At 58.5% G+C, this 25,894-nt stretch carries 33 protein-coding genes; 3 read left to right on the top strand and 30 right to left on the bottom strand.

Features of this window, described 5'->3' with window-relative positions; genetic code table 11:
- The 3 genes from gpJ to VL52_RS15020 form a co-directional block, all read right to left on the bottom strand.
- The coding region (gene gpJ, locus VL52_RS15030) for a TipJ family phage tail tip protein (RefSeq protein WP_046157779.1) at positions 1-657 on the bottom strand (657 nt) is incomplete at its 3' end.
- 14 nt (positions 658-671) lie between these two features.
- Complete coding sequence (locus VL52_RS15025) at positions 672-1,235, bottom strand: tail assembly protein (RefSeq protein WP_046157778.1); 564 nt, start codon at positions 1,233-1,235, stop codon at positions 672-674.
- Positions 1,232-2,020 carry a C40 family peptidase gene (locus tag VL52_RS15020; protein ID WP_200896031.1) on the bottom strand — a complete coding sequence of 263 codons (789 nt, stop codon included), beginning with the start codon at positions 2,018-2,020 and terminating at the stop codon, positions 1,232-1,234. The genes VL52_RS15025 and VL52_RS15020 overlap by 4 nt, the downstream gene beginning before the upstream one ends.
- Before the next feature lie 114 nt (positions 2,021-2,134).
- Between VL52_RS15020 and VL52_RS24665 the strand changes: the two genes are divergently transcribed.
- A complete protein-coding gene (locus VL52_RS24665; RefSeq protein WP_144410282.1) occupies positions 2,135-4,039 on the top strand; it encodes a hypothetical protein in 1,905 nt (634 codons plus the stop codon).
- Here the strand turns inward: VL52_RS24665 and VL52_RS15015 are convergent.
- From VL52_RS15015 to VL52_RS14985, 7 genes are all read right to left on the bottom strand, one after another.
- Positions 4,036-4,728, bottom strand: coding sequence for a phage minor tail protein L (locus tag VL52_RS15015; protein ID WP_046157776.1), 693 nt, complete (start codon positions 4,726-4,728; stop codon positions 4,036-4,038). The genes VL52_RS24665 and VL52_RS15015 overlap by 4 nt on opposite strands.
- Entirely contained in the window at positions 4,729-5,070 is a 342-nt protein-coding gene (locus VL52_RS15010) for a phage tail protein (RefSeq protein WP_046157790.1), read from the bottom strand.
- Between the two features lies 1 nt (position 5,071).
- Positions 5,072-7,738 carry a tape measure protein gene (locus VL52_RS15005; RefSeq protein ID WP_046157775.1) on the bottom strand — a complete coding sequence of 889 codons (2,667 nt, stop codon included), beginning with the start codon at positions 7,736-7,738 and terminating at the stop codon, positions 5,072-5,074.
- Complete coding sequence (locus VL52_RS24110; RefSeq protein WP_052729322.1) at positions 7,739-8,077, bottom strand: DUF1799 domain-containing protein; 339 nt, start codon at positions 8,075-8,077, stop codon at positions 7,739-7,741. It lies immediately after the preceding gene.
- 8 nt (positions 8,078-8,085) lie between these two features.
- The gene (locus VL52_RS25245; RefSeq protein WP_046157774.1) at positions 8,086-8,466 is read right to left on the bottom strand and encodes a hypothetical protein; all 381 of its coding nucleotides are present in this window, start codon (positions 8,464-8,466) and stop codon (positions 8,086-8,088) included.
- Positions 8,467-8,694: 228 nt separating this feature from the next.
- Positions 8,695-9,621, bottom strand: a complete 927-nt coding sequence (locus VL52_RS14990) for a phage tail tube protein (protein ID WP_046157773.1) — start codon at positions 9,619-9,621, stop codon at positions 8,695-8,697.
- A gap of 82 nt (positions 9,622-9,703) precedes the next feature.
- Complete coding sequence (locus VL52_RS14985; RefSeq protein WP_144410281.1) at positions 9,704-10,111, bottom strand: hypothetical protein; 408 nt, start codon at positions 10,109-10,111, stop codon at positions 9,704-9,706.
- 251 nt (positions 10,112-10,362) lie between these two features.
- Between VL52_RS14985 and VL52_RS24660 the strand changes: the two genes are divergently transcribed.
- Positions 10,363-10,596 (top strand): hypothetical protein, encoded by a 234-nt coding sequence (locus VL52_RS24660; RefSeq protein ID WP_144410280.1) that lies wholly within the window; start codon positions 10,363-10,365, stop codon positions 10,594-10,596.
- Between the two features lie 32 nt (positions 10,597-10,628).
- On the opposite strand, the gene gp17 is transcribed toward VL52_RS24660, so the two are convergent.
- From gp17 to VL52_RS14950, 7 genes are all read right to left on the bottom strand, one after another.
- On the bottom strand, positions 10,629-10,994 hold the full coding sequence (gene gp17 / locus VL52_RS14980; protein WP_046157771.1) for a tail completion protein gp17: 366 nt from the start codon (positions 10,992-10,994) through the stop codon (positions 10,629-10,631).
- 8 nt (positions 10,995-11,002) lie between these two features.
- Complete coding sequence (locus VL52_RS14975) at positions 11,003-11,476, bottom strand: HK97-gp10 family putative phage morphogenesis protein (protein ID WP_082113774.1); 474 nt, start codon at positions 11,474-11,476, stop codon at positions 11,003-11,005.
- Positions 11,463-11,783 (bottom strand): phage head completion protein, encoded by a 321-nt coding sequence (locus VL52_RS14970; protein WP_046157769.1) that lies wholly within the window; start codon positions 11,781-11,783, stop codon positions 11,463-11,465. Before VL52_RS14970 ends, VL52_RS14975 begins: the two co-directional genes overlap by 14 nt.
- Positions 11,780-12,349, bottom strand: a complete 570-nt coding sequence (locus VL52_RS23410; RefSeq protein WP_160298953.1) for a head-tail connector protein — start codon at positions 12,347-12,349, stop codon at positions 11,780-11,782. The genes VL52_RS14970 and VL52_RS23410 overlap by 4 nt, the downstream gene beginning before the upstream one ends.
- A gap of 11 nt (positions 12,350-12,360) precedes the next feature.
- The gene (locus tag VL52_RS14960) at positions 12,361-12,564 is read right to left on the bottom strand and encodes a hypothetical protein (RefSeq protein ID WP_043616884.1); all 204 of its coding nucleotides are present in this window, start codon (positions 12,562-12,564) and stop codon (positions 12,361-12,363) included.
- Between the two features lie 52 nt (positions 12,565-12,616).
- Positions 12,617-13,936, bottom strand: a complete 1,320-nt coding sequence (locus tag VL52_RS14955; protein WP_046157768.1) for a phage major capsid protein — start codon at positions 13,934-13,936, stop codon at positions 12,617-12,619.
- Between the two features lie 86 nt (positions 13,937-14,022).
- On the bottom strand, positions 14,023-14,979 hold the full coding sequence (locus VL52_RS14950; RefSeq protein ID WP_160298952.1) for a S49 family peptidase: 957 nt from the start codon (positions 14,977-14,979) through the stop codon (positions 14,023-14,025).
- Positions 14,980-15,228: 249 nt separating this feature from the next.
- On the opposite strand from VL52_RS14950, the gene VL52_RS24655 reads away from it, so the two are divergent.
- A complete protein-coding gene (locus tag VL52_RS24655) occupies positions 15,229-15,840 on the top strand; it encodes a hypothetical protein (RefSeq protein WP_144410279.1) in 612 nt (203 codons plus the stop codon).
- 14 nt (positions 15,841-15,854) lie between these two features.
- On the opposite strand, the gene VL52_RS23405 is transcribed toward VL52_RS24655, so the two are convergent.
- From VL52_RS23405 to VL52_RS23400, 13 genes are all read right to left on the bottom strand, one after another.
- Entirely contained in the window at positions 15,855-16,700 is an 846-nt protein-coding gene (locus VL52_RS23405; protein ID WP_082113773.1) for a DNA cytosine methyltransferase, read from the bottom strand.
- Complete coding sequence (locus VL52_RS25585; protein ID WP_268753714.1) at positions 16,697-16,819, bottom strand: hypothetical protein; 123 nt, start codon at positions 16,817-16,819, stop codon at positions 16,697-16,699. The genes VL52_RS23405 and VL52_RS25585 overlap by 4 nt, the downstream gene beginning before the upstream one ends.
- Positions 16,820-16,887: 68 nt before the next feature.
- Entirely contained in the window at positions 16,888-17,838 is a 951-nt protein-coding gene (locus tag VL52_RS24650) for a hypothetical protein (RefSeq protein ID WP_144410278.1), read from the bottom strand.
- Between the two features lie 92 nt (positions 17,839-17,930).
- Positions 17,931-19,181 carry a phage portal protein gene (locus VL52_RS14930; protein WP_046157766.1) on the bottom strand — a complete coding sequence of 417 codons (1,251 nt, stop codon included), beginning with the start codon at positions 19,179-19,181 and terminating at the stop codon, positions 17,931-17,933.
- Entirely contained in the window at positions 19,181-19,345 is a 165-nt protein-coding gene (locus VL52_RS25240) for a hypothetical protein (protein ID WP_186338638.1), read from the bottom strand. Before VL52_RS25240 ends, VL52_RS14930 begins: the two co-directional genes overlap by 1 nt.
- Entirely contained in the window at positions 19,342-21,000 is a 1,659-nt protein-coding gene (locus tag VL52_RS14925; RefSeq protein WP_160298951.1) for a terminase large subunit, read from the bottom strand. The genes VL52_RS25240 and VL52_RS14925 overlap by 4 nt, the downstream gene beginning before the upstream one ends.
- 41 nt (positions 21,001-21,041) lie before the next feature.
- Entirely contained in the window at positions 21,042-21,869 is an 828-nt protein-coding gene (locus tag VL52_RS14920) for a hypothetical protein (protein ID WP_144410277.1), read from the bottom strand.
- A 155-nt stretch (positions 21,870-22,024) separates the two neighbouring features.
- Positions 22,025-22,441: an HNH endonuclease gene (locus VL52_RS14915; protein WP_144410276.1), complete on the bottom strand. Its 417-nt coding sequence runs from the start codon at positions 22,439-22,441 to the stop codon at positions 22,025-22,027.
- A gap of 170 nt (positions 22,442-22,611) precedes the next feature.
- The gene (locus VL52_RS14910; protein WP_046157764.1) at positions 22,612-23,133 is read right to left on the bottom strand and encodes a hypothetical protein; all 522 of its coding nucleotides are present in this window, start codon (positions 23,131-23,133) and stop codon (positions 22,612-22,614) included.
- 91 nt (positions 23,134-23,224) lie between these two features.
- Positions 23,225-23,989 (bottom strand): ATP-binding protein, encoded by a 765-nt coding sequence (locus VL52_RS25420; RefSeq protein WP_046168266.1) that lies wholly within the window; start codon positions 23,987-23,989, stop codon positions 23,225-23,227.
- The gene (locus VL52_RS14900) at positions 23,973-24,878 is read right to left on the bottom strand and encodes a hypothetical protein (RefSeq protein WP_046157762.1); all 906 of its coding nucleotides are present in this window, start codon (positions 24,876-24,878) and stop codon (positions 23,973-23,975) included. The genes VL52_RS25420 and VL52_RS14900 overlap by 17 nt, the downstream gene beginning before the upstream one ends.
- A 228-nt stretch (positions 24,879-25,106) precedes the next feature.
- The gene (locus tag VL52_RS25035) at positions 25,107-25,259 is read right to left on the bottom strand and encodes a hypothetical protein (protein WP_158021054.1); all 153 of its coding nucleotides are present in this window, start codon (positions 25,257-25,259) and stop codon (positions 25,107-25,109) included.
- A gap of 7 nt (positions 25,260-25,266) precedes the next feature.
- Entirely contained in the window at positions 25,267-25,845 is a 579-nt protein-coding gene (locus VL52_RS23400) for a toxin YdaT family protein (protein WP_052717616.1), read from the bottom strand.
- Positions 25,846-25,894: the final 49 nt, after the last annotated feature.

The following is a 25,894-nucleotide window of genomic DNA, read 5'->3' as shown; positions in this document are numbered from 1 at the left end:
TAGTTGCAGCGGCTGCAACACCGTATAGCTATCCCATGCCGTGGCGTTGATCAGCTTTTGCGACGTGCTGTCGGGCGTCAGCCGCCGCACCCGCACTTGCCACGGCCCGCGCCCCGGCAGATCGACCCGGACGCTACGCTGGTAATTGCTGCGGGTCTTGCCCTCGATGCCGATATTGCGCACCTGTTGCCAGGCCCCGCCAGGCTGGCATACATCAACCGCCAGATCCACTCTTGACGGGTTCGTGTCGCCGTCGTCGTTGATCGACATCAGGCCCCGCACGGAAACGGTTACGCGAATCGCGGCGGCATCCAGGTTGTCGATGTTGCGCGCGATGCCGGCTTTGTCGCCGGCCTTGACCTCGACCCCGACCGCGTATTCGGTTTCGATCTCATCGAACCCGGCCATCGGCGTTTGCGCCGCCGTGCCGACCCGATGTTCAACACGCACCCGCTCGAAATTGCGCGTGCCATCCGAATTGTCCAGCGGCACGCCGCCAAAAAAAATGGACTTGTCACCCTCGACAAGTCCACCCATTTCACCCACTCCCACCAGCATCAACACCCTGGCCGTGGCCAGCGATTGCAGCGAGTCCAGCGCCTCTACCGGCTTGCGCGGCTCTTTTGGCCCGCCGCCGCCGGCACCGATGATTTCCAACGCCCCCATATCCCTTACATGTCCTCTACGCTGATACCCGCCGAAATGATGATGCCGCCCGCTCGATGTCGCCCCCAGCCCCAGGGCGCCGGCACGCCCTGCGCGCTGCTGTTCGCCGCGCCGTTGAACAGGTAGGACGGCTTGCCCTGCTGCTGCTCGCTCTGCGACTGATCCAGGCGCGGAACCGGCGTCAACATCAACACCGCGCCGCTAACCATCAGGCCGATGCCCAGCGCCATCAGCTGCGTTCCGCCGAATGCCCACGTCGCCGCGCCCACCGCGATCAGCACGCTGCCCAAAATCTGGCGACTGCCGCCGGCCCCGAACACTTCCGGCATGATCAGCACATCCCCTTGCGAAACCAGCGTCAGCTCTTGCTCCGCGATGTCTCTATCCGCGACCGTCACCCGGAAAGCCAGCCCCTGCTCGTCCAGGGCGCGCAGCGTGTTGTTAAATCCGGGATGCAGCGCATTCAGCGCCGGCACCACCTCGGCCACCGACGCCACCGACAATCGATGCTCGCGGCCGTACTGTTCGCCCAGCGCGCCCCCAAGACGAATCGTTCGAATCTCGCTCATGCGCGATACCTCGCCCGGCGCACCGTCACCCGCTGCCACCAGCCGCCATAAATGTGTGTTTCCGATTGCCGGTCGCGCAGATGGTGGAGAATGCGGCCGTCGCCCAGCCAGACGGCAACATGGTTCGGCCGCTGGCCTCGTATCTGCATCAACAGCACGTCGCCGGCCTGCGGCTCGTCATCGACCCAAACAAAACCGGCGGCCTCGGCCCCCGTAGTGAACAGGTCTAGACCGCGCTCCCACCAGCCGTCAGGCTCGTTCGGGCGCGGCAAGGACACGCCGCGTTCGCGCGCGTACCAGTCGCGCACCAGCTCCCAGCAGTCAATTACCCCATAGCAATACGGGCGGCCTAGATAATCAGCCCGCCAGCCGTTCGGCTCGATGTAGCGATAATCGCCGCCGGGCCAGCTGACGACATGCCACGGCAGGCCGGAACGCTCGCACATCGCCCGATCAATGAGCGATGGCTCCGCCGTGCTGTTCGGGTGGCTATGCCAGATGCCGGCGACCCGGCCCAGCTGCTCGGCCGCTGCTCGCCCGGCGGGATCAATGCGAAAAAAATGCTCTGGATCGTCCGCCAGGTTGCGGCAGGGATAGACGCGGCCGGAATCCAGCACCAAGCCGCAAGCCTCTCTCTCGCCGGCCTGCGCCGCAAAGTCCAGCATGGCGGCGATTTGTTCGGATGTTGCAGTCATCGCTTTACCCATGAAAAAAGCCGCTTTCGCGGCTTTGAAAATTGACGGCAATCTATTGAACATATTTAGAATGCCGTTATCATTGACCATTCACTTACACACTTGCCCTATACAACGGAGACACGCCTTCCTTTCCATTTAGTACCGAGATCAATACCCGACCTCACCGCAGCTATACTAATAAATTACATTTGGATGTGACACATGACGCCAGACCACAAAAACAATCGTTACCGGCTAGTTTTTCATAAAAAAACACCCAGACAATCCGACCTTAAAAATCTGCTCACAAAAAGCGAAATAGATGCAAAAAAACAAGAGGCTGAAAAAAACAGAGCAGAAAAAGAAAAGGCTGAAAATGAAAGCAAAAAAGCACTAGAAGAAAAGTCCAAGGCCACTGCCGAAAAAATTTCCTCATACTCAAAATTAACCATTGGCCTTGCAAGTGCATATGGATTTATTCTTTTACTAATCTACTGCTACACTCAGGCGAAGTTCTTACCGTCCGGCCTATCCATAGGCGACAGCGTACTATTACTATTCTTCTCAATCGCCTTTGGGTTTATCATCTTTGTCACTGCATGCATGGGAGCCTATACGCTCTACCCGATAGTGGACTACATTAGATTAAAATACATTCCCGCAATAGCAAAAAAGAAAGAAAAAGACTCACAAGAAAACGAAAAAACCAACACCAAGAAATCATATTGGGACATAGATTGGGGAAATGTAAAAGACTACGCTCTAGACCTTTTCCTTATTTTTTTCCCTTTCATATTAACCAGCGTCACCGTATCTTATATCCTGCCTGTTTCAAATTGGGCATCAGAACTCCCCTTCGTAAAAGATTATACGTTTCTTACGATTTTAATTTTCCTCATACCATTTACACTGACTAAAATACTGTGGGCATGCTTTGCACTCCCTTGGTACTATGAAAAGCATAACCTTACCCCACAGCCTCTCAGCTGGCTCATACTGTATGCACTTTGGTTTATTGTGGAATCAATATGTGCTGCAGCCGGCAATCGGGGAGGAAATCTCTCAATCTATATTCAACTCAGCGGTTTTACTCTCGCCCTTCTTCAGTCAATCATAACCAGCGAGTACTCAAAGAAAAAAGATGAAATAAAATACCCAAACGCCCGGATTGGAATCGTATTTTGCATTGCAATGTTACTGCTACTGCCACTGATTAAATGGTCTGACTTAGGCTCACTCATGTTTAACAGCACCGTGGTAAAGCCTCTTGGACTCTACCAAGACAGAGCCTCAATGTGGGTTTCAAAGAAAAATCTCCAACGTCTAGAAAATGCGGCCAAACTACAAGACATCCCTCTTAGCATATGCAGAAACCCAGAAGGCTCCGCTGTCGTAACCGACCTTAAAATTTGGTGGCATGGAATTGGCTCTCGAAGCTATGTTCAGCTATTAGGCTTTTCAGATAGAATCGAAAATAATAGTGATGAAGAAAGCACAAACAAAACGAATGCAAGCGCCCCCAATGAAAGCATTAAAAAAGATAAAAATCCCTATGACGCATACCCAAGAGTAGAACTAGACAGCAATGAAGCAAGCTTAATTGCCTCTCAAAATGTGCGTTGCACAGAAATCAGCGATGCGCTTGTATTTCCATCAAACAAAACAATACCAGACAATGAGCCATCCGTTAAAGACCAGCTCGCCAAGCAAATTAGACCTTTTATAGAGACTAACACTGGCGAGGTTGGAACAAGCTTCCTCAGCAAAATTACCGTCATTGGACATGCCGATCCAATGCCGATACAAAAAGCCAGCAATGAAGAACTAGGCCGTGAGCGCGCAACCCATGCATTATCCATGCTATGCACAGATAACCTATACAAAGACATTCAAAACGCCAACATAGAAATAAAAACCATGGGGGCACGCTCACCACTCAAAGATTGCTCTGCAATCAAAGATAAAGATTTGGCCAAAGAATGCAATGCAGTGAACCGGCGCGTAGACCTACAATTTAGCTACTCATTAAAGTCACCTAAAAAGGATTACACGCTAGAATGTTTTTGCAATAACACACCTCAAAAAGATTGCATTAAACCAACCAAAAAAACTGATAAACCTCGCTAGTTGTAACGACGCATCCCGGGGCAACCGCCATAGTGCGGCAGGTTGTCCCGGATACGGCAGCTGGCCAACCGTTTGCCGCATTTGTCTAATCGCGGGTCAGTCACCGGCTGTTCCCGCGCGTCGAACATCGCCACGCCCTGATAGCCGCAATGCGCCCCCCGATAGACAACATGCGCCGGGCAATAGCGTGTCACCAGCACCCCCGGCGCGCGCTTGCCAGCCAGGTCTAGCCGGCTGCGCAATTCGAACGTGATGGCATCGCCGTTGTCGGCCTCGCGGCGATTAATCAGCCAGGTTTCCTCCGGGTACATTTCCGGGAAGTCGGCTAGTTCGCCACCCGCGCAAAACTTGGAATGCGTCACCCGCCTCACCAACTGCCAGCCGACAAGGCCCTGATGCTGCATCACCAGGGCCGTGAAAATCCCCCGCACCTCTCGCCCATCCGACAGCGTCGCGACATTGCCGATAGACAGCTTCGGGCGCGGTGCGCCTTTCTGGCTGCTTTCAAATCCCTTGGCCTCGATGGCCCACGCCTCGTAAGCTAACCCTTGGAATGTCACCGCCTGGCCGTTGCCGCTGGCGGTAAACCGCATCGCCGGCACCGACACGCCAGGCGGCGGCCGCAGCTCAAACAGCTGCACAATCGCGTTCGGAACTAGCTTTTGCTTTTCCGCGTGTATCACGCCCATTTATTCCCCCGGATCGAAAACCTGTTCAAACGTCACCGCGACTACCTCATCTCCGGCCGCCAGATATGAGCGGTCCCACTCACTACAGCGGAACTTGGCCCGCGCCGCGCCGGGGTAGGTGAACCAGAACCAGCGCGCGCCGGCATGGCGCATTAAGAACGCCTCAATCGCATCCGCTTCGGCCTGGCTAACTGCGAAAGACAGCTTGCGCACGCGCGGCATACTGTTGATGCCGTCGGGCACCCGCTGGCCATAGCCATCGCCAAACCGGGCTTCCTTCACTCGCGCCCGGATTGACGACGCACCACCAAACAACGGCGTCCAGCTAAAAACCTCCGCCACATTACCCCCTGACAAAATCGTAAATCTGGCCGTCAGGTCTCATCGATTCGGCCAACTTGTTTTCTACTACGCGTTCAACCAGAACAAGAATTTCCCGGCCGCCGTCTGCGCCCTGCCGCTCCTCTGTTCGCGCCGTCGCACCTGGCGCAAGGTTGTTGATGATTACCTTCACCGGCTGAGCCGGCGCAGCGCCCCCGGCGGCGGGCGCGTTGACGCGGGTTAGAAAGTCCTTCAGATCGGCATTCGTCCGGCGATCTATTACGCGCTCGCCCTTGTCGAGCAACCACGTCCCTTCACGTGGGATAGTGTCGATACCGTCGTGCGCCATCCCCGACAAGTTCGTGCTGCTGATCGTGGACACCAGGCCGGCCGTAGACGACACCACCGACGCCATCGCGCCCATGTTCGCGGGCCAGGGCGCGCTTGCCGCAGCCGTTGCAATGGCTTGCTGAATTTTGATGATGGCGTCCGCAACGGCAAACGCCTTGCTCATGGCGAACATGGCGCGGTATATGCCGGATTGCTTGCCTTTGAAGCCAGCAGCCAAACCGGCCAGCCCATCAAACAGCTGACTGGAACTCGACAGCATCGCGGATGCGCGGTTGCGCTCAAGATTCAGTAGATCCGCATTCAACTGCTCTTGATTGCGTTTGATGTAGTCCGCGCGCTCGGTCTCTGTCAGCGTGGTCGCTTCCATGATCAGCCGATGCCGGTTTTCGTACTGGTCGCGTAACTGCTGGTCTTCGGACTGCAGCCCGATCCCCTGCCGCTCGCTACTGCGAAGCGCCTCGGTCGCCCGTTCATGCCGCTTGTCCTCGGCCGCGCCAAATTTGCCTTTCTCCTCCTGCGAAAGATTGCCGTTGTATTCGATATCGACTTTGCGTTGACCATGCTCGCGCTGCAGGCGCTCGGCGGCGTTGTCGTACTCGCCGCCGCGTAGTCGCTGGGCCGTGTCGCGCTGCTGCGCCTCGTAGCGCTCGACATCCCGGTTCAGCTCGTCTAGGAAGCGTTTGTTTTCCGCGCGCAACTGGCGCATCGCGTCCAACTCAGCCGCCATGGCCAACAGCCTTTGCTGGCTCGCCGCGCCCCACCCTGCATACTTGCCTTCCAAAATCTCAAAGCGCATGCGTTCAGCAGCTGACAGCTTTTCGACACCCATCAGCTCACGCTGCATCGCATCGATTGCGGCATCCTCTCTCCGGCCCTGCGCGCCGGCCCGCTTGCGCTCGGCGGCCTGCTTCTTGTCGAAGTCGTCGCGCAGCTTGCCGACGGCGGTTTGGTGCGCTCTCTCTGCCTGCAGATACGCCTTGCTACCTTTTTGCAGCTCGGCCACGATCGACTTAAACGCTTCCTCCTCTTTCTTGACGCGCTTGTCGTATTGCTCCCGGTCGCTCAGCCGGCTATCGTCTTCGGCGTATTTCTTCGCGCGGGCCTCGGCATCCTTGCGCGCCGCGTCCGCCGCTTCCCTGGCTTTTTGCGCCGCGCCGGCATCCTTCGATACCACCTTTGCCCGCTTCTCCAGCTCGGCCAGCTCCGACCGCATCGCAACCAGGCCCGCCCGCTTTTGTTCCAGCGTCTGCGAAAACGACCATTCATACAGATTGGCTTCGCCATCCTTGATCCGCTCCTTCAGCTGAGCCGCCCTGGCGTTGTCGCTCGATGCGTCGTAGTGCAGCGCGTTGACCGGATTCAGGAAGCGCAGCGCGGCACCGCCGGCCGCCTGCGCCTGTCCCCAGAACCCCGCCCCCTCTTTCCGGGCCTGGCGCATCGACTCTGCAACATCGTCGAAAGCGTCCGTCAAAATGGCCAACTGGCCAGAAATGAAGGACGCGACGCCCGATTGCGCGACCTCGGTTTTCATCGCTTCCCAAGAATTGACGAAATTGGCGCTGGCCTTTTGCGCCTCGCCGCCGAAAGCCGCCGCGTCCGCGCTCATGCGCTTCAGCTCGGCGGCGAACTTAGGCAGGAAGTCGGCGGCCAGCAGCTGGCCGGACTCCAGCATCTTGCTGAATTCGCCCGTTGTGACGCCAAGCGCGCGCGCCGCTGCCTGCGTTGCCACCGGCAAATGCTCGGCCAGCTGGCCCCGGAACTCCTCCGCCGATACCACGCCCTTGCCGGACATCTGGACCAGGGCCAACATCGCCCCCTGCGCCGTTTCTGCCGACAGGCCGAAGGCGCTGGCGGCCGTGGCCAGCGAGTCGAACACCTGGCGCGCATACGGCGCCAGCGGCGTCCCCTTCACTGCGCCGGCAAACTGCGCATAGGACGCTGACGCCTGGCCAAAGTCCGCCCCCAGCTCGGCCGCCAATTGACGCAGCCAGGCGATATCCGAAGCAATCGCCCGTAGGTCGCCGCCGCTGGCGTAAAACAGCGATTTCTGCAGCCGCTCGCTGGCGATCTGCGCACCATTCAGTGCCTGTACAACGGAAAGAACGCTGTCTTTCATCGCCTGCAGCGAAAGCGCTGCAGCAGCAAACAGCCCACCTTGCGAAAGCATCGCCGCGCTGGACGCCATGCTTTCGAGTGCCTTGCCTGCCCGCTTGCTGTCGCGCTCGATGTTGGCGGCGGCGTCCTCCACCGCCTTCTTACCCGCAGCCATATCGCTTTGCAGCTGGCCGACGCGCGCTTCCAGATTGATTACCAGCGAGCCAACGTTTTGCGCCGCCATTTACCCCCCTTTCCCCGACATCAGGCGTAGCGCCTCCCGCTCCATCGCCTGCAGCGCATCAAACAACCCGCTATCCAACGCCTCCCCACAGCGGGTCTCGACCACCGGCAGCGCGGCATAGTCCAGCCCATACGCCCCGACCGGGCCGACCCGCCATTGCGTTTGCATCGCGCTCCAAACCCGCCACGCCGGCAAGCCTTCGGCCAGCAGCTCGAAAGCCTCTGGCGCTGCTTCGGCCGGCAGCAGCGCATCCACCTGATCCGCCGGCACGCCGGCATCCAGCAGCGCGCGGCGGTTTTCCGACTGCGTGGCGGCGCGCTCCCCAAATTGCCAGCGCACCGCCTCTATCAGTTTTTTCTGACGGCGCCGCCGAATCGCAGCTCGTGGACGGCGCGCTGCAGCGCGGCATTCACGGCCGGCCCATCGACTGACAACAGCGCGACCTCCAGCGCCGCCAGGGACAACGGCACCGGCTGGCCATCCGGGCCGCATACGCCGTCCCAGGCCGTGAAGGTTTCGGCGTACAACCGCGCATTCTGGCGATAGATGGCCGACAGGTCGGCGGCCTCGTCCGCGCCAGCATGGCGCTGAAACAGCTCGTCCCAGGCCGGTTGCGACAACAGCCGGCCCGTCAGATGGATGGTGATGACGCGTTCGGTGCCGGACTCTGCGCGCGCATGGATTTCGGCCGGCACTCGCGCCAGACCGTCGTTTTTGATGATGAACATGCATACCTTTCACCAGGGCCAGAAAATCAGAACCGCCGCAACAACCGCCCTGACACGCAACGCAAAAGCGAGTGCTGCACCGATATCGACAGGGAACGAAAGCTCGATAACACAACCCCGGATGGAAAACTTGAATTGAAAATTTCTCGACATGACTGGTCCTTTGTTTGAAAAGCCCAGTCACTATTGCAGCCCCTAGCTGGTGGAATAAGGGGTGGATTTAGACGGTTAGCGCACCGTCAGCCTGAATTCGTCGTCGCCATTGGTTGGCAGCAGCGATAGTTGCAGCGTGGTCATGCTGATGTTGTCGCTGTCGCCGTAGTCGGCGTTACCGATGCTAACGGTTGCATCTAGCTGGATGATGTTGCCTTTCGCCTTGCCGTGAACCAGTGACAGCGGGCTGTTCATCACGCGCCGCGCCAAGCCGAACCAGTCGCGTTCGGCAATGCGGGTGGACTCGATTTGCAGGGAAGCCGTCGGCTTGCGGCCAGTAATCAGCACCCGTTCAGCACCGCCGGGCAAACTCCTGTGCTTGACCTCGTTGGCGATATCAATCGACAGGCTTTGCACGGCCGGGCTGAAGCCGAAAACTTGCAGACTGGCGACATTGGCGGCATCGAACGGCATGGGCGTCTGAAACGGCGTCAGCTTCAAGGCCGGCGCCACCTCATCGACAATGCCGCCATGGACGCCGGTAAACACGAATTTCATGCGCGGTAGCGCTTTGTTCTGCAGATCGAAGGACACCGTGCCGCGCGCGCCCGTCAGCTTGTGCTGAACGCCGTCCAGGTTGTAGTAAATGGTCAATGACTCATGGCCGGTGGAAACCGGCGCATAGCTCACCGCATCCTTGTCGATGGCCTCGACAAAACCGCAGCCCTTCAACAGCACGCCCCAGGCCGGCGCCGTGCCACGCGTCCCCGATCCGGCCAGCTCGACCTCGAATTCCGCCTTCATCCGTACCCCGGTCACAACCGATTCGGCATTGCCGAAGTAGGGCCGGACCACATTGCGCTCTGCCTTGTCGCTCTCGAATGGCGTGATTTTCGGGTTGGCGACCAGGATCGCGTTCGCGTCGCCTGTCGGTACGGCATCGATACCCTCTTGGCTTTCCACTTTGGCGACAATGGCCACCCGCTTACTGTTCAGCGGCATAAATCAGATCCCCCAAAACGCAAAAAAGCCCGCCGAAGCGAGCCAGAACATTTTCAATTTCCAATTAGTGTTCATTGGAAATTCACATCTCCCCTTCCCTGCGCCGGTACGTCAGCAGGTACTGCGCGCGGCAGACACCCAGCGCGGGGTTTTCCTCGTCATAGTCCCAATCGATCATCCCTTGCTGCAGGTCTTGCAGACTGTACAGCGAGTCATGCAAAGCCAGATGCGCCGCCGTCAGCACGCCATCGCAGGCCGCATGCGGTTCATCGCCATCCGCCTGAATTTCCAACTCCACCGACAATTGCCGGTACTCGTAACCGACCGGGCTGCCAGACAGCGGCACATCGCGCAGCTGATGCAGCACGATGGCCGGAAACTCGCCAAAGCTGTAACCCTTCTCGACATCGCGGCTGACGCGATCCGCTGCCGGCGTTGCGCCCCGCAATGCCTCTTCCATTGCCCGCATCAACTTTTCAACTTTACTCATTTACCTTACCAATTCAAATAAAATCATTTTTTCAAAAAGTGCAAAATTGCAAAACACACTCTGAAATAAAACAATGAAAAAAATATTGGTTTTTTTATTTTAGCTATTCAACAAAGCAGAACAGCCAATAACAAAAAATAAAAGCCCACCTTAGCCAAAACGGCTATTGACACCCACCTCCACCAGGCCATATCCTTGGCACATCACCTGAATCCCTCAGATGAAATAAAGCCTAATAGAGGATTTTCTTTATGAATAACCAGCTTGAAAACTTCACAATCGAAGCTGAACAAGTTTTGAACTTTATCCATGAAAATGGAAGAGTAAAAATTGACAGGCTAGAAGAAGAATTTAGCCCACAGTCAATTAAAATCGCACAAAACAATCCAAATATAAGTTCAATCCCCACGCAAGACCTTGAAAAAAATAAAACCTCATACTGGCTGTGCTCTCTGAAACCACGAAAAGAATCCGAGTGGAGTTAAACAAAAAACGGCAGAATTTTTTCTGCCGATTTTTATTCCTTCCAAAAAATTCGCCAAGTCATTGCCACCATATGCGGCGCGCCGTCCCCAACGTCTTGCGACGACTCTTCCAATGTGTCGTAAACCAACACCCCGCCGGCCCGGCCGCGCCAGCGCTCCAGGCGGCGCCGGATCACCCAGGCCACCGCATAGGCGGCGTCATAGTCCGGCGCGACGATGGACAGCTGTACTAGGCTGCGCACGCGGCCAGATGGCCGGCGCGCGATCTGCTGCCGCTTCTCGTCCAACACCTGATAGGCAATCGCCGGCAAAACCGGCTCATCCGGCAGATGCACCGGAAACACCCGATCCCCGACCAGGGCGGCCACCTCCGGCGCGGCCAGCAGCTCCACCAGCACCGCCCCTATCAACTCGACAACTCCCCGCTAATCAGCGCGCCGCGCACTTCATCCGCCACCGCGTCCAAGGCGCGCGGCAACTTGTCGGCGGCAGGCCGCATAAATGGATAGGGCGGGACAAATTGCCCCGCCCCTTTCAAGACTTCCCGCGTCGCGGCGCGTCTTCGTTCCCCGCCTGCGATCTTTTGCCCCCTCCCTCGTTTGATGTGGCCATATTCCAGATAACGGCCGTACCAGGCGCGCGACCGCAAGCCGACTTTGTAGGCCACCGCGCCGCGCTGGCCGCTGCCGCGCGAACTGGCAACCATGATGGACTTTGCCAACACACCGGATCGACGCCGCACCCGGCGGCGAGCCTCGTCGCGCACCAGGGCGGCCGCCTTGCGCAGCCCACGCCGTAAAATCTTGCGCTGCAGCTTGCGCGGCACCGCGTCCAGATGGCGCATTACCAGATCCAGACCATGAACCTCAACCGTTGCCATCGTCCGTCCTCAGCATCAGCACCAGATAGCCCCGGTCCTTGTGCGGCTCGATGGTTTTGACCTTCAGCGGCAGACCGTCCACCCACGCCCGCCACCCCTGCGCCACCAGCCGGCGCCGGATGGTGGCGCGCACGCTGCAGCCGGTTTGCTCGGCCAGCGCGGCCGTATAGGTTCGCGCGCCCAGGTAGTCCACTTTGGCGTGCACCGGCTTCGGCTCGCTCCAGCTGTCCCGCACCGCGCCGGACGGCTGGCGCGACTTGATGGGCTGGCTGAGCCGGATGCGGCTGTTCAGCATGCTGGCGTTCATAGCGGACTTTCCGTCGGCCGGTAATGGGCAATCAGGCTGTCCACCAGGCTGTCAGGCAACGCCACCACGCTGCCGGCGCTAACTTCCTCGCGATAGGCGTACAGAGTCGCCACGCGAAAACGCAGCCACTGCCGCATATCCTCCGGCACGTCCTGCCCGGCCTCGGCAAAGCCAGCGCGGTAAACGATGGCAATCGCCCCCGGCACCGAGTCCACCGTCGGCCAGCCTTTCAGCGGCTTGATACACAAACGCCGCTCGCCGCGCTCGATGTGAAAGGCTTCCAGCGGCAGCGGCTGGCGCTGCCCTTGCTGCAACGCCTCGATGGCGACCACCTCCCGCCCGCCCGCGATATCCAGATACAACCAGGGCAGGCCCGGCCACGCGTCCAGCGTTTCGCGACATTCAGCCAGCAACAGCGGCCCGCCGATCCGGGCCTCGGCGCTGGCCACGGCCGCGCGCTCGATCATCTGCAGCAGCGTGTCGTCGTCGGTCAAGTCGGCATCAATCCGGCACTGCTCCCGCACTTCATCCAGCGCCAGCACCGCCGCCGTGTTGCGTCGGATCACCTCGGCCGCCATTACTCGCCGCCTGGCTGCGCCTTGGCCTTGCTCTTGGCCGCCGGCTTGGTTTCTACCGGCGCCGGCTCGCCCTCGTCGTCTTCGCCCTCCAAGGCGGCCACGCCACGCGCAATCAGTTCATCGACGCGGGCCTGTCCCTCAAATCCAGCCACATCGCCCGGCGTATAAATGCCGTATGGCGCGGTAAACCTCACTGCAATCATGCTGTACCCTTCAAATGCAAAAAGGCCCGCCGTAGCGAGCCTTGAACCGTGCTTACTTGCCCCACTTGATACCGACGCCGACCGCAATCGACTCTTGGTGGCGCGGGCCAAAATCATGCTTGGCGATCACGCGGATAAGCGTCTGGTCGCGCTGGAAGGCGCTTACCATCTGGCCGTCGGTATCCTTGTAAGTGGCTTCCTTGGAAAAATCGATTACCAGGGACTGGTCTTCACCGATGAAGCAATCGCCGAAGTCGGCGAAATACAGTTCTGACTCGTCGCCATCCTTGCCCAGGTTGTTCGGGATTTGCGTCGTCACGCCGACCGGGTAGCCCTTCAACGTTCGATTGGCCAACTCCGGATAGACCTTGCTGCCCTTCATGTCCTTCAGGCCCTCCAGGAAACGGAAAGTCCTCGGAGACATCACCCAGCCCGGCGACACCATATTGGCGTCCGCGCCTTCCAGCGACAGAATCAGCTTGTTCAGGAAGTTTTCCAGCACCTGCAGCGCAGCCGCATCGATGGCGCTCAGCTCCGGCGCGGTAAACACGCTATTGGCCAAAGCCCAATGACGCAGGCCCTTGGGCAGGTTGCCGCTGCCATCGTCGCGCAAAAACGCTTTGTCCTCGCGCGCGCCCACCGACGATGTCAGGTCATCAACAATCAGCTGATCGACGTTCGGGCTGATGCCGGCATTGCTCAGCAAGTCATTGCTGATCGGGACCAGCGCCGACATCTTTTTGCTCGACAGCTTCAGGTCATCGAACTTCACGCCGGTTACGGGCGCGTCGCTGTCAGAGCCGATATAGCCAACCGTCGCCCCGCCTCGCAGACGCGGAATCGTCAAATTGCCGTTGTTCAGCGGCAGCGAGCGCGCGCCCAGCTTGCGCACCACGGTTTTAGGACGCAGCAGCTCGATCACTTCGCGCGCCATATTGGTTGGCACCAGCACGCCGCCAGCGGACGGCGACCCAGTATTGAGCGCCGCCGCCACTTCCTGGCCATAGCCGCGCTCATCCGCGATGTTGGCGGCCTGACGGTAATTGCCTTGCGCCTCAATCAACGCAGCCGCCATGCGGGCCATGCCGCCGCCCTTCACGGTCGGCGCGGCCGGCGTCGCGTGGATCGGCGCAGCGCCCGCGCGCGGGCCTTGCGAGCTGTCCACCGGCTGCGCCGTGGCGGCCGTCATGCGCTCGGCGGCTTCGGCGCGGGCGATCTTGGCCCCGATGTCGTCAAACTCTTTTTGCATCGCGTCGATGCTGGCCACCTGTTCGGCGCTCAGCGCGGCGCCGGTCGCCTCCAGCGCGGCCAGTTGGTTCACAGCGGCGGACAGTTCGGCACGGCGTTTTTTCAACTCAAGCACTACGGTCATCCAGACTCCAGACGTAAAAAAAGCCGCTGGAAGCGGCTGAAATGAAAAACGCGCCCGAAGGCGCGGTATATTGGGTTTGTGCAGGGTTACAGCTGGGCGGCCATCGCCATCGCGGCGGCGGTCGCGCGCCGGGAAGCCGCAAGCGGCGGCGGCCGGCTCGCGGCCACCTCGGCCGCCATCCGGTTGATTGCCAATTGCTGGCTTTCCACCCGGTCGGCTAGGCCGACAAGCACGGCCTCAGCGCCGAAGAACAGCCCGGCATCGGTCGCCTTGACCGCCGCGACGGAAAGGCCGCGGTTGCTCGCCACCACCCCGGCGAACTTGTCGTAATAGGCATCCATGCGCTTTTCGACCGCCGCGCGGGCGTCGTCCGACAACGGCGCATCGCTGGCCATGTCGTTTTTGCGCGCGCCCCGGTAAAACGTGGTGACAGCTACGCCGGAACTGGCCAGTTGCTGGCTGAAGTCGGCATGCTTCATGATCACCCCGATGGACCCCACCCCCGACGATTCGGACAGCGTGATATCGCTGCAGGCGCAGGCGATGGCGTAGGCGGCGGAAAACGCGTTGAAATGCACCAGGGCGTGAATCGGCTTGACCGCCTTGGCCGCCTCAATGTCGGCCACCAGCTCGAAACAGCCGACCACCGCGCCGCCAGGGCTGTCCAGCTCCAGCACTATGGCGCTAACACGCGGATCGTTCAGGCCCGCTTGTATCTGGCTGCGGATGCCTTCATAGCTGGTTTGCGTGGCGCACAAATTGACGGACGCTTCGCGCGCCACCAACAGCCCTTGCACCGGAATCACCAGCAGGCCCGTTTGCTGCGCGGACTGCATCCGCTGTTCCGCCAGGCTGGCCATCGACGCCCGGCCGCCGTCATCGCGCCAGGCGGCAGGCTGCAGCGCGGCGGCGACGTGGACGCCCAGCTGGCGCAACTCGACGCCGGCCCGCTCCCCAGCCCAAGCCACCGCCTCATGCAGCACGTCCGGCAATACCATGTGCGGCTGATTGAACAGCTGCGACAGCAAGAATTGCCCCCTCACTGGCCAGCCTTTGCCGACGGCGTGGCCAGCTGTGGCAGCATTTGATTCTGGACGTTCATATCACTCATCCTTTTCCATATATTCCATGCAATCGCATCGCCTCAATTTCTTCAGACCGGTCAACAAAAAATCTCTCGTAAAATTTTGCCGATTGCTACGCCACTCCTATCACCACCGTGGCAGCTTGATAAATTTTGCGCATTGTAAAAATTTGATATAGCATCGCCATCTTTCAACCAGGAAAATAAGATGGACAGTGAAACTTGGAGTGTGATTTTTAAGCAGCTAATTATACCTGTAATTAGCCTAATTCTTCTCCCCTGGATAACCAGTCGCTTTAAAACTCAAAATATAACCCTACGCAAAGACAAACGGGTCATCCGTTTAGACTTCATAAACGCATACCTGGCTTTCGATATAGAAAAAAGACATCCAGTTTCAGTAGAACTGGCTTTCGAAATCTTCTTTGGCAGACAAATACCATATGAAGAAATTGAGCACATATTAAAGTTAAATAATCCAACCCTATTCGTCAAATTGCTCAAAGACGCTAGTGACTTTATTAAGTTTGATAGCACCCTAGGTCAATATATATATCAAAAGGGATTTGAAACCACAAAACAAAGAAAAAGAGGCAGAGCAATAAGATTCATTTGGTACGCAGCCTTCTTTTACATAGCTATGCTCTTAGTAGCAAATTCATCCACGCTTTTAATCGGTGCAGGACCATCAGTTTTAGCTGTATACATATTTTTAATTCTACTATTTTTTACCGCTTCTTTTGCCATGTTAAAAGACGCTCCCAAGGTTATTCGGGCAGAAAAAGCCATGCAGGAATCAATAAAGTTTAAAAAACAATAAGAACAAAGACCGGATTAGCTCAATTCAGCGTTTGGTTTCAAACAGGTCCATGCTGCCGCTGCCACGCGCGGAACCTGTCCATTTCCAAGCGCCCTAATCCGGTCCACCCGATGGGCCAGCCCATCAACCACTCTGTCCACTCCGGGTTCAGCTGGCCATTCAGCACACCAGGGGGCGAGTTTTGAGGACTCTGGCACCGTACCGCCGTCGCCAATCCCATCCCAGACTTCTTCCCTAGGAATGGGCGGTTGTAATTCCCATGAACTGTCGGCGTTGGCCACAGCTTCACTTGTGCGCTCAGCCTCGGCTCCCCCCGGCTGTTCCACTTGCCCGCCGCTCGCTCTATCGCGTCGTCCGCGACCACGGTTTGCCACGGCGGCGAGCCAGATCCGATCCCGCTTATGGGGCGCTCCAAGGTCGGATGCTGATAAACAAGTCCATTCCGCATCGAACCCCATTTCGGCAAGATCACCGACGACCAAAGCCAAACCTCTTCCCACAAGCAAAGGTGAGTTTTCCAGCAAGACGAATCGGGGCTGTACTTCACCGATAATTCTTGCCATTTCGGCCCATAGTCCCGACCGCTCGCCCTCAATGCCGGCGCCCCGTCCTGCGGCGCTGATGTCTTGGCAAGGAAAACCGCCCGATACCACGTCAATAAATCCCGCCCACGGTCTTCCGTCAAAACTGCACACGTCAGACCAAATTGGGAAAGGCGCGAGACATCCATCGGTTTGTCGTTGCGCCAAAACTTGTGCGGCGTAGGCATCACGCTCAACGGCGCAGACGGTGCGCCATCCCAACAGGTAGCCACCGAGTATTCCGCCACCAGCCCCGCCGAAAAGAGCCAGCTCATTCATTCGGCTCCCCAACCGCTTACCGGGCATTCCAAATCCATCACGTCGCGACGGCCCTCCTTCACCGCCTCGATGATTTGTTCGCCGGCTTCCCGCGCCAGTTCCGAGTCAATTGGCTGCATGCCTTACCTTCCCGCATAAAAAAACCCGCCTGGCGGCGGGTCGGTTAAAAAAACGGGCAAGTTCTTAGTTATTGCTCTGCAAGTGTATTAGTGATAGTTGCCCAACGATCATCAGACACCACCAAATCATAGCGCAAGATAAAAGTGTTCAACTTCTCTGGATGCTCGTTGTATGTAGCAATCCACTTAGCGACTGCCTCTCCCACGTCTTCAATCACATTCTTGAAGTTGATGTACTTGGTCATCGGATCAGTGCTAGGCGCACGGTCTTTACTAGCGACATAAGGTAATAATCTTACAATCTTCCTTTCAGCAACTTTTCGTGACTCAAGGTTCGACATATGCAATAGACTATTGCGAAGCTCCCATAATTCTTCCGGTGTTGCCCCGGCGATACCAGCAGTGGAAAAGGCACGAATCCAATCAATAAATACTGGCGTGGTGCGTGGCGGTCTATCACCAAACTCGACATAAGCAACAGTATCCAAAAATGACACCAACAGCTTAAAGCATGATATAAAATGCCGACTATTAAATAGCAGTCGCATCGCTTCAAAATAGTCATCATTTATCAAAGCCGTCATATCAAACTTGCCTGTTTCTTTATCTAAATACTTGAACAGGTAGTCGTCCATTCTTTCCGCCCTTCCCATACCATCGGGCAATTCCGACACATCGAGTGGCCCCAATGGTATAACCTGATCAACCACAGGAACTCCATCCACAATATGTGTTACACAGTAAAGCGGTGTCTGTCCCGCATTTACGGAGGCAAAAAGGGGTTCAAATATCTCTGGGGTATTGCCTAACCGCTCTCTTGAGTAATACTCCCCTTTGGATATAGGCTGCGCCAATGGCACTCTTTGCACCGATGAGAAATCGAGCATAGCGCGCTCACGTAAAAAATCTAATTTTTTCTGGTCACTGCCTTGTCGATAATACTTCTTGATACCCATCGCTCGCAGTTGTTCAGCCTCAAAAAATGCGTATATGTTGTACACCGATTCGTGTTTTTTCATCGCTCTCTTTGACTCACACTTGAACGCCATAGGAGAGAAGAATGATACTCGGGTAAACGATCCTGAGATAGGAATAAGCTTTTTTCAGTCGGCTACACCAGAATGCGTTCGATCTCCGCCAAGACTTTGGCATCAGGCTTGCCCTGCAGCGACGACCCGCGCGTGTCCACCATATTGAGCGGCTGCATATAGACATCTCCGCCGGGGATCGGCGGCAGGTTTTCCAAACGCCGGATGTCGTTGGCAGACAGCCAGCCCCATTGCCGCCCAATCGCATACGCGGCATAGCGGCTCTGCGTGTCGCCGCGCAGCAGGCCGGACACGTTGAATTCGATATACAGCTCGCCACGTTCGGACGGCAACAACAGGTCGCGCATGCGGGCCTGTTCGTGGCGTTTGATCCAGGGCATCAGGCAATAAATCACATACTCGATGCCTTGATGCTCGATGTTGTTGTTTGTCGCCCGGTCCAAGAGACCGACTTTGTGTGGCGGCATTTTGAAAATCTGCGCCACCTCCAGGGCAGACAACTTACGCGCGTCGATCAGTTGGGCATCGGCATTCGTCATCGAAAGCGGTTTGAAGGTAATACCCTCCTGCAGCAACGCGACTTTCATCGCGTTGTCCCGGCCGGCGTACTCCCTCTTCCACGCCGCTTTGATCTGCAGCACCCGTTCCGCACTCAGCGGCTTCACATCCTGGCCGCCGATCACCGCCGGCCGCTCCAACACGCCGGCCAGGTGCGTCCCATTCGCAAAAACCGCGCTGGCGTGGCCATGCGTCGCCAGGGCCAGGCCCAGGCTATCGCAATGCAGCTGTACCGGGCTGATGCCGGTATAGCCATTGCGCGTAAACCACCGCACATGATGGACCATGCGCGCCGGCATCGGCTCTTGGCCATTAAATTGGTAATACGGCATCAAATCCGCACCGCGCAGCACCGCCACCTTGCCGGCTTCCATCGGCAACAGCGCCACCGGCCGCCCGGCCTCGTCGCGCTCGATGTAGGAATAAGCGTTGCCATCATGCGCGGCAGCGATCTGCGCGCCTTCGGCATACTCGAACGGCGTTTGCCAGCCGTTGGGCTGGCGCAGAAGCTGGGCAACAGGATGATCCGTTACCCGCTCGCGCTGGTCGCCGTTGCGGCGATACAGTTCGCACGGCAGCTGCGCCAGCGACTCGGCCAGCGTAGTAATGCATGCCTGATACGTGGTAATCGAAAGCGCCTTGTCCGGCGATACCGCCACCCCGGCCGCGCTCCGGGCGCCGCCGCCCAGCAGGCTGGACAGCCACCCCGGATCGGGCGATGCCGCAGACTGGCCAAACTGCTGCGACATGAACATCAGCACGCCCTTCCCGCGCTGCGCGCCGTCATCCAGGACCAGGCCAACGCGAAGCCGCCACCCACCATCCAACCGGCCGCCACGTGCAACAGCGACATGCCGACCGTCACCGCCGCCGCGCCGGCCAGTCCGACCAGCAGCGTCAAATAATCCAACTTACTCACAAACACACCTCGTCTTCGTAGGCGGAAACAAACGATTCCGCCATGGGGTGATACAGCGCCCGATTCAACGCCATGATCAACGCCACGATGCCGTCGATTTTTTCCCTCGATTTGCCCTTGTTAGGGCGATAGTTGTCGTTGGAGTCGCGCAGCACCACCACATTGCCGGCCATCCAGCGCAATACCGGATGCCCGCCATGGGCCAGTGACTGCGAACAGATCATGGCTTCTAGCTCTTTGGTCGGTTCAGATAGGTTCTGGAAATTCTGCGATAGCGCGACCAGTTGCAAGCCGTCTTCCGTCAGTTCGCTGGCCAGCTTGCCGGCGTTCCATTCGTCAAAGCCGATGGCCTGCAGATCAAAGTTCGCCGCATCCTGCAGGATTTGGGCGCGGATCACATCCTGATCAATCCGCGTGCCTGCGGTGGCCGTGATATAGCCTTGCCGCGCCCACGTCGAGTAAGACACCCGGTCTTTTTGGTCGCGCACCAGCATGTTGTCCGCCGGCACAAAAAAGCGCGGTAGAACGTGCCATGGTTCCCCTGATTTTTCCGGGGGAAACAGCAACACCCAGGCGGCAATGTCTGTCTTGCTGGCCAAGTCCAGACCGCCATAGCAGCGCCGATGCCGCAGCGCCTCGGCATCAACCACCGCAGCGCCTTTATCCCAGCTGTCCAGGGAAATCCAGCTTTCAACCGACTGCGTCCAGATGTTCAGCCGCTTGGTCAGGAAGTTGAACAGTGCGGTCGGCACCACGCGCGCTTTTTGGGCTTGCGTGCGCAACTCTTCCAGAAATACCGACACGCCAAGATTCGGATTGGCCTTGCACCATACCGACTCGTCAAACCAATCGTCATCCGGGTCCAGCGTGTAGATCACGCCACCGAAACTATCGTCTTCCAACGCCGGGTCTTTGCCCTGATTTTCCAGAATCCGGATCAGGTAATTTCGCTGCTCCAGGCAGATGCTGCCCTCTTGGTTGAAACCGGCCGTGGTAATCGCGTGCATCACACTGCGGCGCCTCGCGCCGCGCCCGGTATCGATCACGTCCCATAGGTCGCGGGAGGGATGCGCGTGCAATTCGTCGATAATCGCGCCGTGGACGTTCAAGCCGTCCAGGGTTTTGGCGTCCGCGCCCAGCGGCACGAACTTGTTCGCTGTGCCAGGTATCCACAGCTTGTTCTTGTGGTTCTGCACAAGCTGGCGCAGGGCGGGCGACTTGGCGACCATCATTTCCGCCGCCGCGTGCGTGATTTTGGCCTGCTCCAGCTTCGTCGCCGCCGTGTAAACCTGCGCGCCGGCCTCTTTGTCGGCGGCGAACAGGTACAAGCCCAGGCCGGCCAGCTTGGTGGACTTGCCGTTTTTGCGCGCCACCTCCTCATAAAAGGTGCGGAAGCGGCGCCGGCCGTCCCGGTTGTACCAACCAAACTCGACCGCGATCCAGAACGCTTGCCACGGCGCTAGCTCCACCGGCTGGCCCGACCACTCGCCCTCGAAATGGCGGCAGTAGCGCGGGAAAAAGGCCAGCGCATGGGCGGCCATCTCCGGCCGCCAGACCAGGCCGCGCGCTTCCTGCTGCTGCAGGTCGCGGAAATGCCGCTCCACCGCCAGCCGGACATAGCGGCCGACCTTGATGCGGCCTTCCAGCACGTCCACGCCGTACTGATCCCACGGCTGTAAAACGTAACAGGCCGGAATCAATCCGGCCTGTCGTTGATGTACCCCAGCAGCTCGGCCAAGTCCTCGCTGATCACCCGGCCCTTGCTTAGCGCCTTGGTTTTTGCGCATGAGGCCACCGTCATTCCATTTCGTTTGAGCAATTCGCGTATCTGTTTGGCGATCTTTGCCCGGTTGTAGCTGGCGCTGACTTCATACCGGCGGCCGGTCTCCTTGGCCGCCGCGAAAATCTTGCCCCGATTGTCCAAAATCCACTGCTTGCAGGCTTGCCAGTCGGCAATAGCCGCACAGATCAGGCCCAGCGCGATGCCGGCCGACGAATAGTCGAAGCCCGACGCCTGCAGCAGCGGCTGTATCTCGCGCCAGGCACGCGCTTCCGCCTTGGTCATCGACCAGGGCGGTTTTTTCGGCAAATTGGCGCCGCCCTCGCCCAGCTGGTCCATCACCGCGAACGGGTCGGAGGCGAATAAGTCCGCCGTCAACATCCGATCCAGGGCGCGCACCTGGCCGGCGGCCATCACCGTCAAGCCGCCTTCGTCCAGGTCTTTCATCACCTCGCCCCGCGCCCGCCGCTCGGCGCGGGACTCATCGGTTTCCAGTGAACCGCCGTTGGCGTCCTCGTCGTAGCGATGGCCGTAGCGGTCCACTTCCTCGACATGCGTCCGCCAGTCATCGACCTTGTCCGCCAACAAGGCGATCTGCAGCAGCGCGGATGTCCAGTCCAGACCGGCGCTGTCCAGCGCGTTGATGGTGTATTTCCAGACATCGCGGCCACGCTTCGAAGTCAAAAAGGCGGGCGGTTTGGGCATCACGCCGGAACCCGCTCGCAAAGGGGTTTTTCCGGCCATTTCAGAGCCTTTCAGCAAGTTGAACGCGACAGAAAACAAAAAAGCCCCTTTCGGGGCTTGTTGGGGGGATTTAGACCCCCCCCCTATGAAAATCCAGCGTGGAGAAAAACGCGGTTAGGCACGCGGTCTTGGCCAGGCGGTCGGGCTGAAGGATTTCACCCCCCTACCCCCTGGCCGGCCTCGCGCCGCCGATTGCCGAACCCGCCGTCCTCCCGCGCGGTCTTGCGCGAGTGGCAGGAATGGCAAAGCGCTTGATGATTGGACGACTCGATGAACAACGACCAGTCGCCACGATGCGGGCGGATGTGGTCGCAATCGGTCGCCCGCTCCACGCATCCCGCCGTGGCGCAGCGATAGAGCGCCGCCTTCAGGCAGGCATCGCGCCGGGCAAACCAGATGCGTTGCCGATACCAGCGTCGGACCTTGGCCACGGTTTCATCCGACATCCGCCGTTGATCTGCCACCCGGCGTACATGGGATGCATGGTCCGGACAGCAGCTGTTGCCCGGCGCGGCCATCTGGCGACAACCCTGCATCGCGTAGCGGCAAGGGCGGGAAGGTGCGACAGGCATAGAAGCTCCAGAAAAAGAAACGCCCCGACCAACTGGCCGGGGCTTGAAAAAAATGCAGTACAGGGAAGTTGAAGATAGGCCAGAAATGCAAAAAGCCCAAGTCGTTGACTTGGGCTTTGGACGCACCTCTGGCGGTGTTGACGGCATGTTATTGCGGAATTTATCCCACGTCAAGCCACACGCAACACATCATCCTCCATCTGCCGCAATACAATCGGCTCCAGTGCGCCACAGCCCGCCGATAGCCAGCCATCAAGCAAGACTTCGATATGGCTCCGGTAGAAGGCTGCCGCTGTCTGGCCATCGATCCCGAACTCACGGCCGAACTCTCGAAACGACCCCATGCCGGTCAACCAGTAACGGACCCAATACGCAATCCCCTCCCGGCCAAACCGCAAGGCGTTCAAGCCTCCCTTTTGGCCATAATGAGCAACATAGGCAGTCAACTCTTTGAACGATCCTTCCAGGTGCGGCAAGCTGCCGCTCAACACCCTTGCCATCAACGCCACATGGAAACGTTGCTCCATCATCAGCGATGCCCGATGAAGTTCATGCGCGTTCATCAGCGCCAATTCCGGCCCCCGCGACACCATCCCGTCACGCACCTCGCCAAAGGATGGCGCAGCCTTCAAACCACCCGCCCCAACAAGCTCCAGCGCCCAACGTACCGCACCCACAACATCAACAACCATTACGATTCCCCCAAATCTGTCAGCGAGGAAACCCCTTAGCCCGATCCGCGCCGGGCTTTGTTTTAGTCTGAATTTTACCATGCGGGCGCGCTCAGCCAGCTAGGCGGCGGTCCCGATAATCCCCCCAGCTGCATTGCAGAATCAGGGCGTTTTCATACATCCGGCTCACGGCCCGATAGCCGATCATGTCCCGCAGACCGTCCTTTGTCTGGTTGCTGATGTAGACCGTTGGCAGCCCTTCCGCCGACCGGCTATCTACCACCCGATTCAAATAGCGCAGGCCATGCCCGTTCGGGTCCAGGATTTCGACTTCATCAATGATCAGCACCGGATAGGAGGCGAAGCGGCTAAGCTCGGCATGCTCGCTGCGTCCGGGCCTCCCCCATGTTTCGCATATCTCCGTCCGCATCTGATCCGCCGTCACATAGCGTACCCCAAGGCCACGATGTCCAATCAGGTTCAAGGTCGCGGCGCTGGCCATATGGGTTTTGCCCGTTCCCGGCCCGCCGGTTATCACCACGTTGCCGGCGTTGCGGTCCCGCCCCACCCAAGCCACCCAGCCCTTAAATGCCTCAATGACTGCTGCCTGCGCCTCACACACTGGCAGCAAGTCCCGGAACTTCGCCTGTCGATACCGCCCCGGAATACCGCACCCCCACAACAACATATCGCGCCTTTCCTGCATTCTGCGTTCCCGCTCCCGCTCTTGACTGCACTTCAAGCAAATCGGCTTCCGCCCCGGCAATAGCTCGGCTTCATACTCGCCATGCACGGTACAAATGCCCGTCGCCGGCACCATGCGCCCCAAGACAGCCAGCCCATCAAAATATCGCAGCGCCTTATTCAATCCATCCATCAGCGCCCCCCTTCACATTCCCCGCCACCGCCGCCCCCTCATGCGCTTCCGTAGATGGCAGGCTTAGCCAACCCGGCGCAGACCGTCCAGCTTGGCCACCCTTCACCGCTCGCAGCCCACGGCGTATGGCATGCCCTGCAGACAGTTTTCCTTCCCCATCCATCGACTTCAAAACGCTGGCGAGATATTTGACCGGAATCTGTTCATCCGCTGGGATGTAAGCGCGACAGCGGGCGATGCCTTCTTCCAACGTCGGAACCGTCACCCCGGCATCTGCCCATGCCTGCACGGCAGGGTGGGCAGCGCCACCGACCTTCACCCCCAGCCGACGCGCGGCAATCACCAGCGTCACCGCCGGGCTCGTCGGTCCTGCGGCCCCTCTCTCATGCGCGGGGTATGTATATTTATTTCCCTGATTCTCCGATATGTCCCGTTCATTCAACCCGCTCCCGTCCTGTTCCAGTCGCCTCAAACGGTCAGGAAAATGTTTCCAGACAAGGGTTTTCAGCGCCTTAAGCTCTCCCCCTCTGCCTTTCCCTTTCATGTCCCGTTCCTCCTGCGGACGCACCAATGCCAACGGCAGTTTCACCACCAGCTTTTGCACCTCTTGCACTGCAGCGGCACGCTTGACCAATCCAACCCGGATCAGCTCCTCAATCAAGGCGTCAACCTGCTTATGCGACGGCCGCCAGGCCGGCCGCTGGCTGCCACGCGGCGGCACGTACTGGCAATTGATGGCCAGCACGGCGCGGCTAACGGGATAGCCTCGGCCGACAATGCCTGTCTGCATGTCCATGCACGGCCGCAAACCGGCCACATACAGTCGGTATGCTTCCAAGCTGCATTCCAACAAAGTCGCCTGCTCTAGTTCAGATAGCAGAATTCTCATAGCCCCCCTTTCCCCCCAACCGCCGCAAGCGCGGCAAGTCGCGGGTTACTGTGTTTTTCCATCGGCAACGGCGGCAATTTCGACTCTGCCGCCGGCCAGTTCTCTTTAGCTGCCCGGCTCACGCTTTCACGATGCCCAGCGCCGTAGACTCGGCCCAAGCGCCTCAACTCGCGTTCTCGTAGCTGTATGGTCGGCAAGCTCAGCACATAGGCGGCATCAGCGACGACGTCACCGCTTACCCTCACCCACTCCATCCCGGCTCCCCAAGGATTTTTTCAATAGCTCAATATGGCGGCGCCGCAGCCGCGGCTTATCCTCCGGCTTGGCCTTGGATACCTTCCAAGCCATGCGGTACAACTCCATGCGCAGCCAGTCGGACATCTGCGCGCTACCTTCCTTCAGCCGGCTGAGCCAAAGCGCAGTCCACAAACCGCAATAACTCGGCATTGGCGCTGATCGACTCAGACAAGCCCGCTCTTGCTCTCGTCAACTGCTCTCGCGTCATGTCCTCGGCCAAGGCCGCAAACGCTGACAGACCTAGTCCAGTTTCTTTCGTGGCCACCATCATCAATGCGGCATGGCTACCAGCTGGCTCATGCATCAGCAACTGAGCCGGAACCATGCCCAGCGGCGCCAGCAACTCGGTCAAGCACTGCAAGCGGATGCTCAGCGGCAATGTCATCAGGACCACCGGCATGGCATTGCAATTGAGCAGGTTCTTTTCTTTCATCTGATCATCCAGCCAACGCCATATCCGATCCGAATTGGCCTTAAGCACCTGATACGCATCGCCCTCCACCATGAAATCAATGGGCCACACGCGTTCGAAACCCATGACTAAATAGGTTTCCACCATCCGGGCGGCTGCAGCCTGACGGCTCAAGCCCTCCTGCTTGCGCCAAAGGTCTACGTAATCCCGTATCACCGCTATTGGCGTTTTGTGCGAACTATGGCGCATGCAATTCATGTTCATTCCAGATAGCATATTTACCAATGTCATTTACAGAGGCCGCAAC

The sequence above is a fragment of the Chromobacterium vaccinii genome (genome assembly GCF_000971335.1).
GTDB classification, from domain to species: domain Bacteria; phylum Pseudomonadota; class Gammaproteobacteria; order Burkholderiales; family Chromobacteriaceae; genus Chromobacterium; species Chromobacterium vaccinii.
This window is presented reverse-complemented; position numbering and strand designations above follow the sequence as displayed.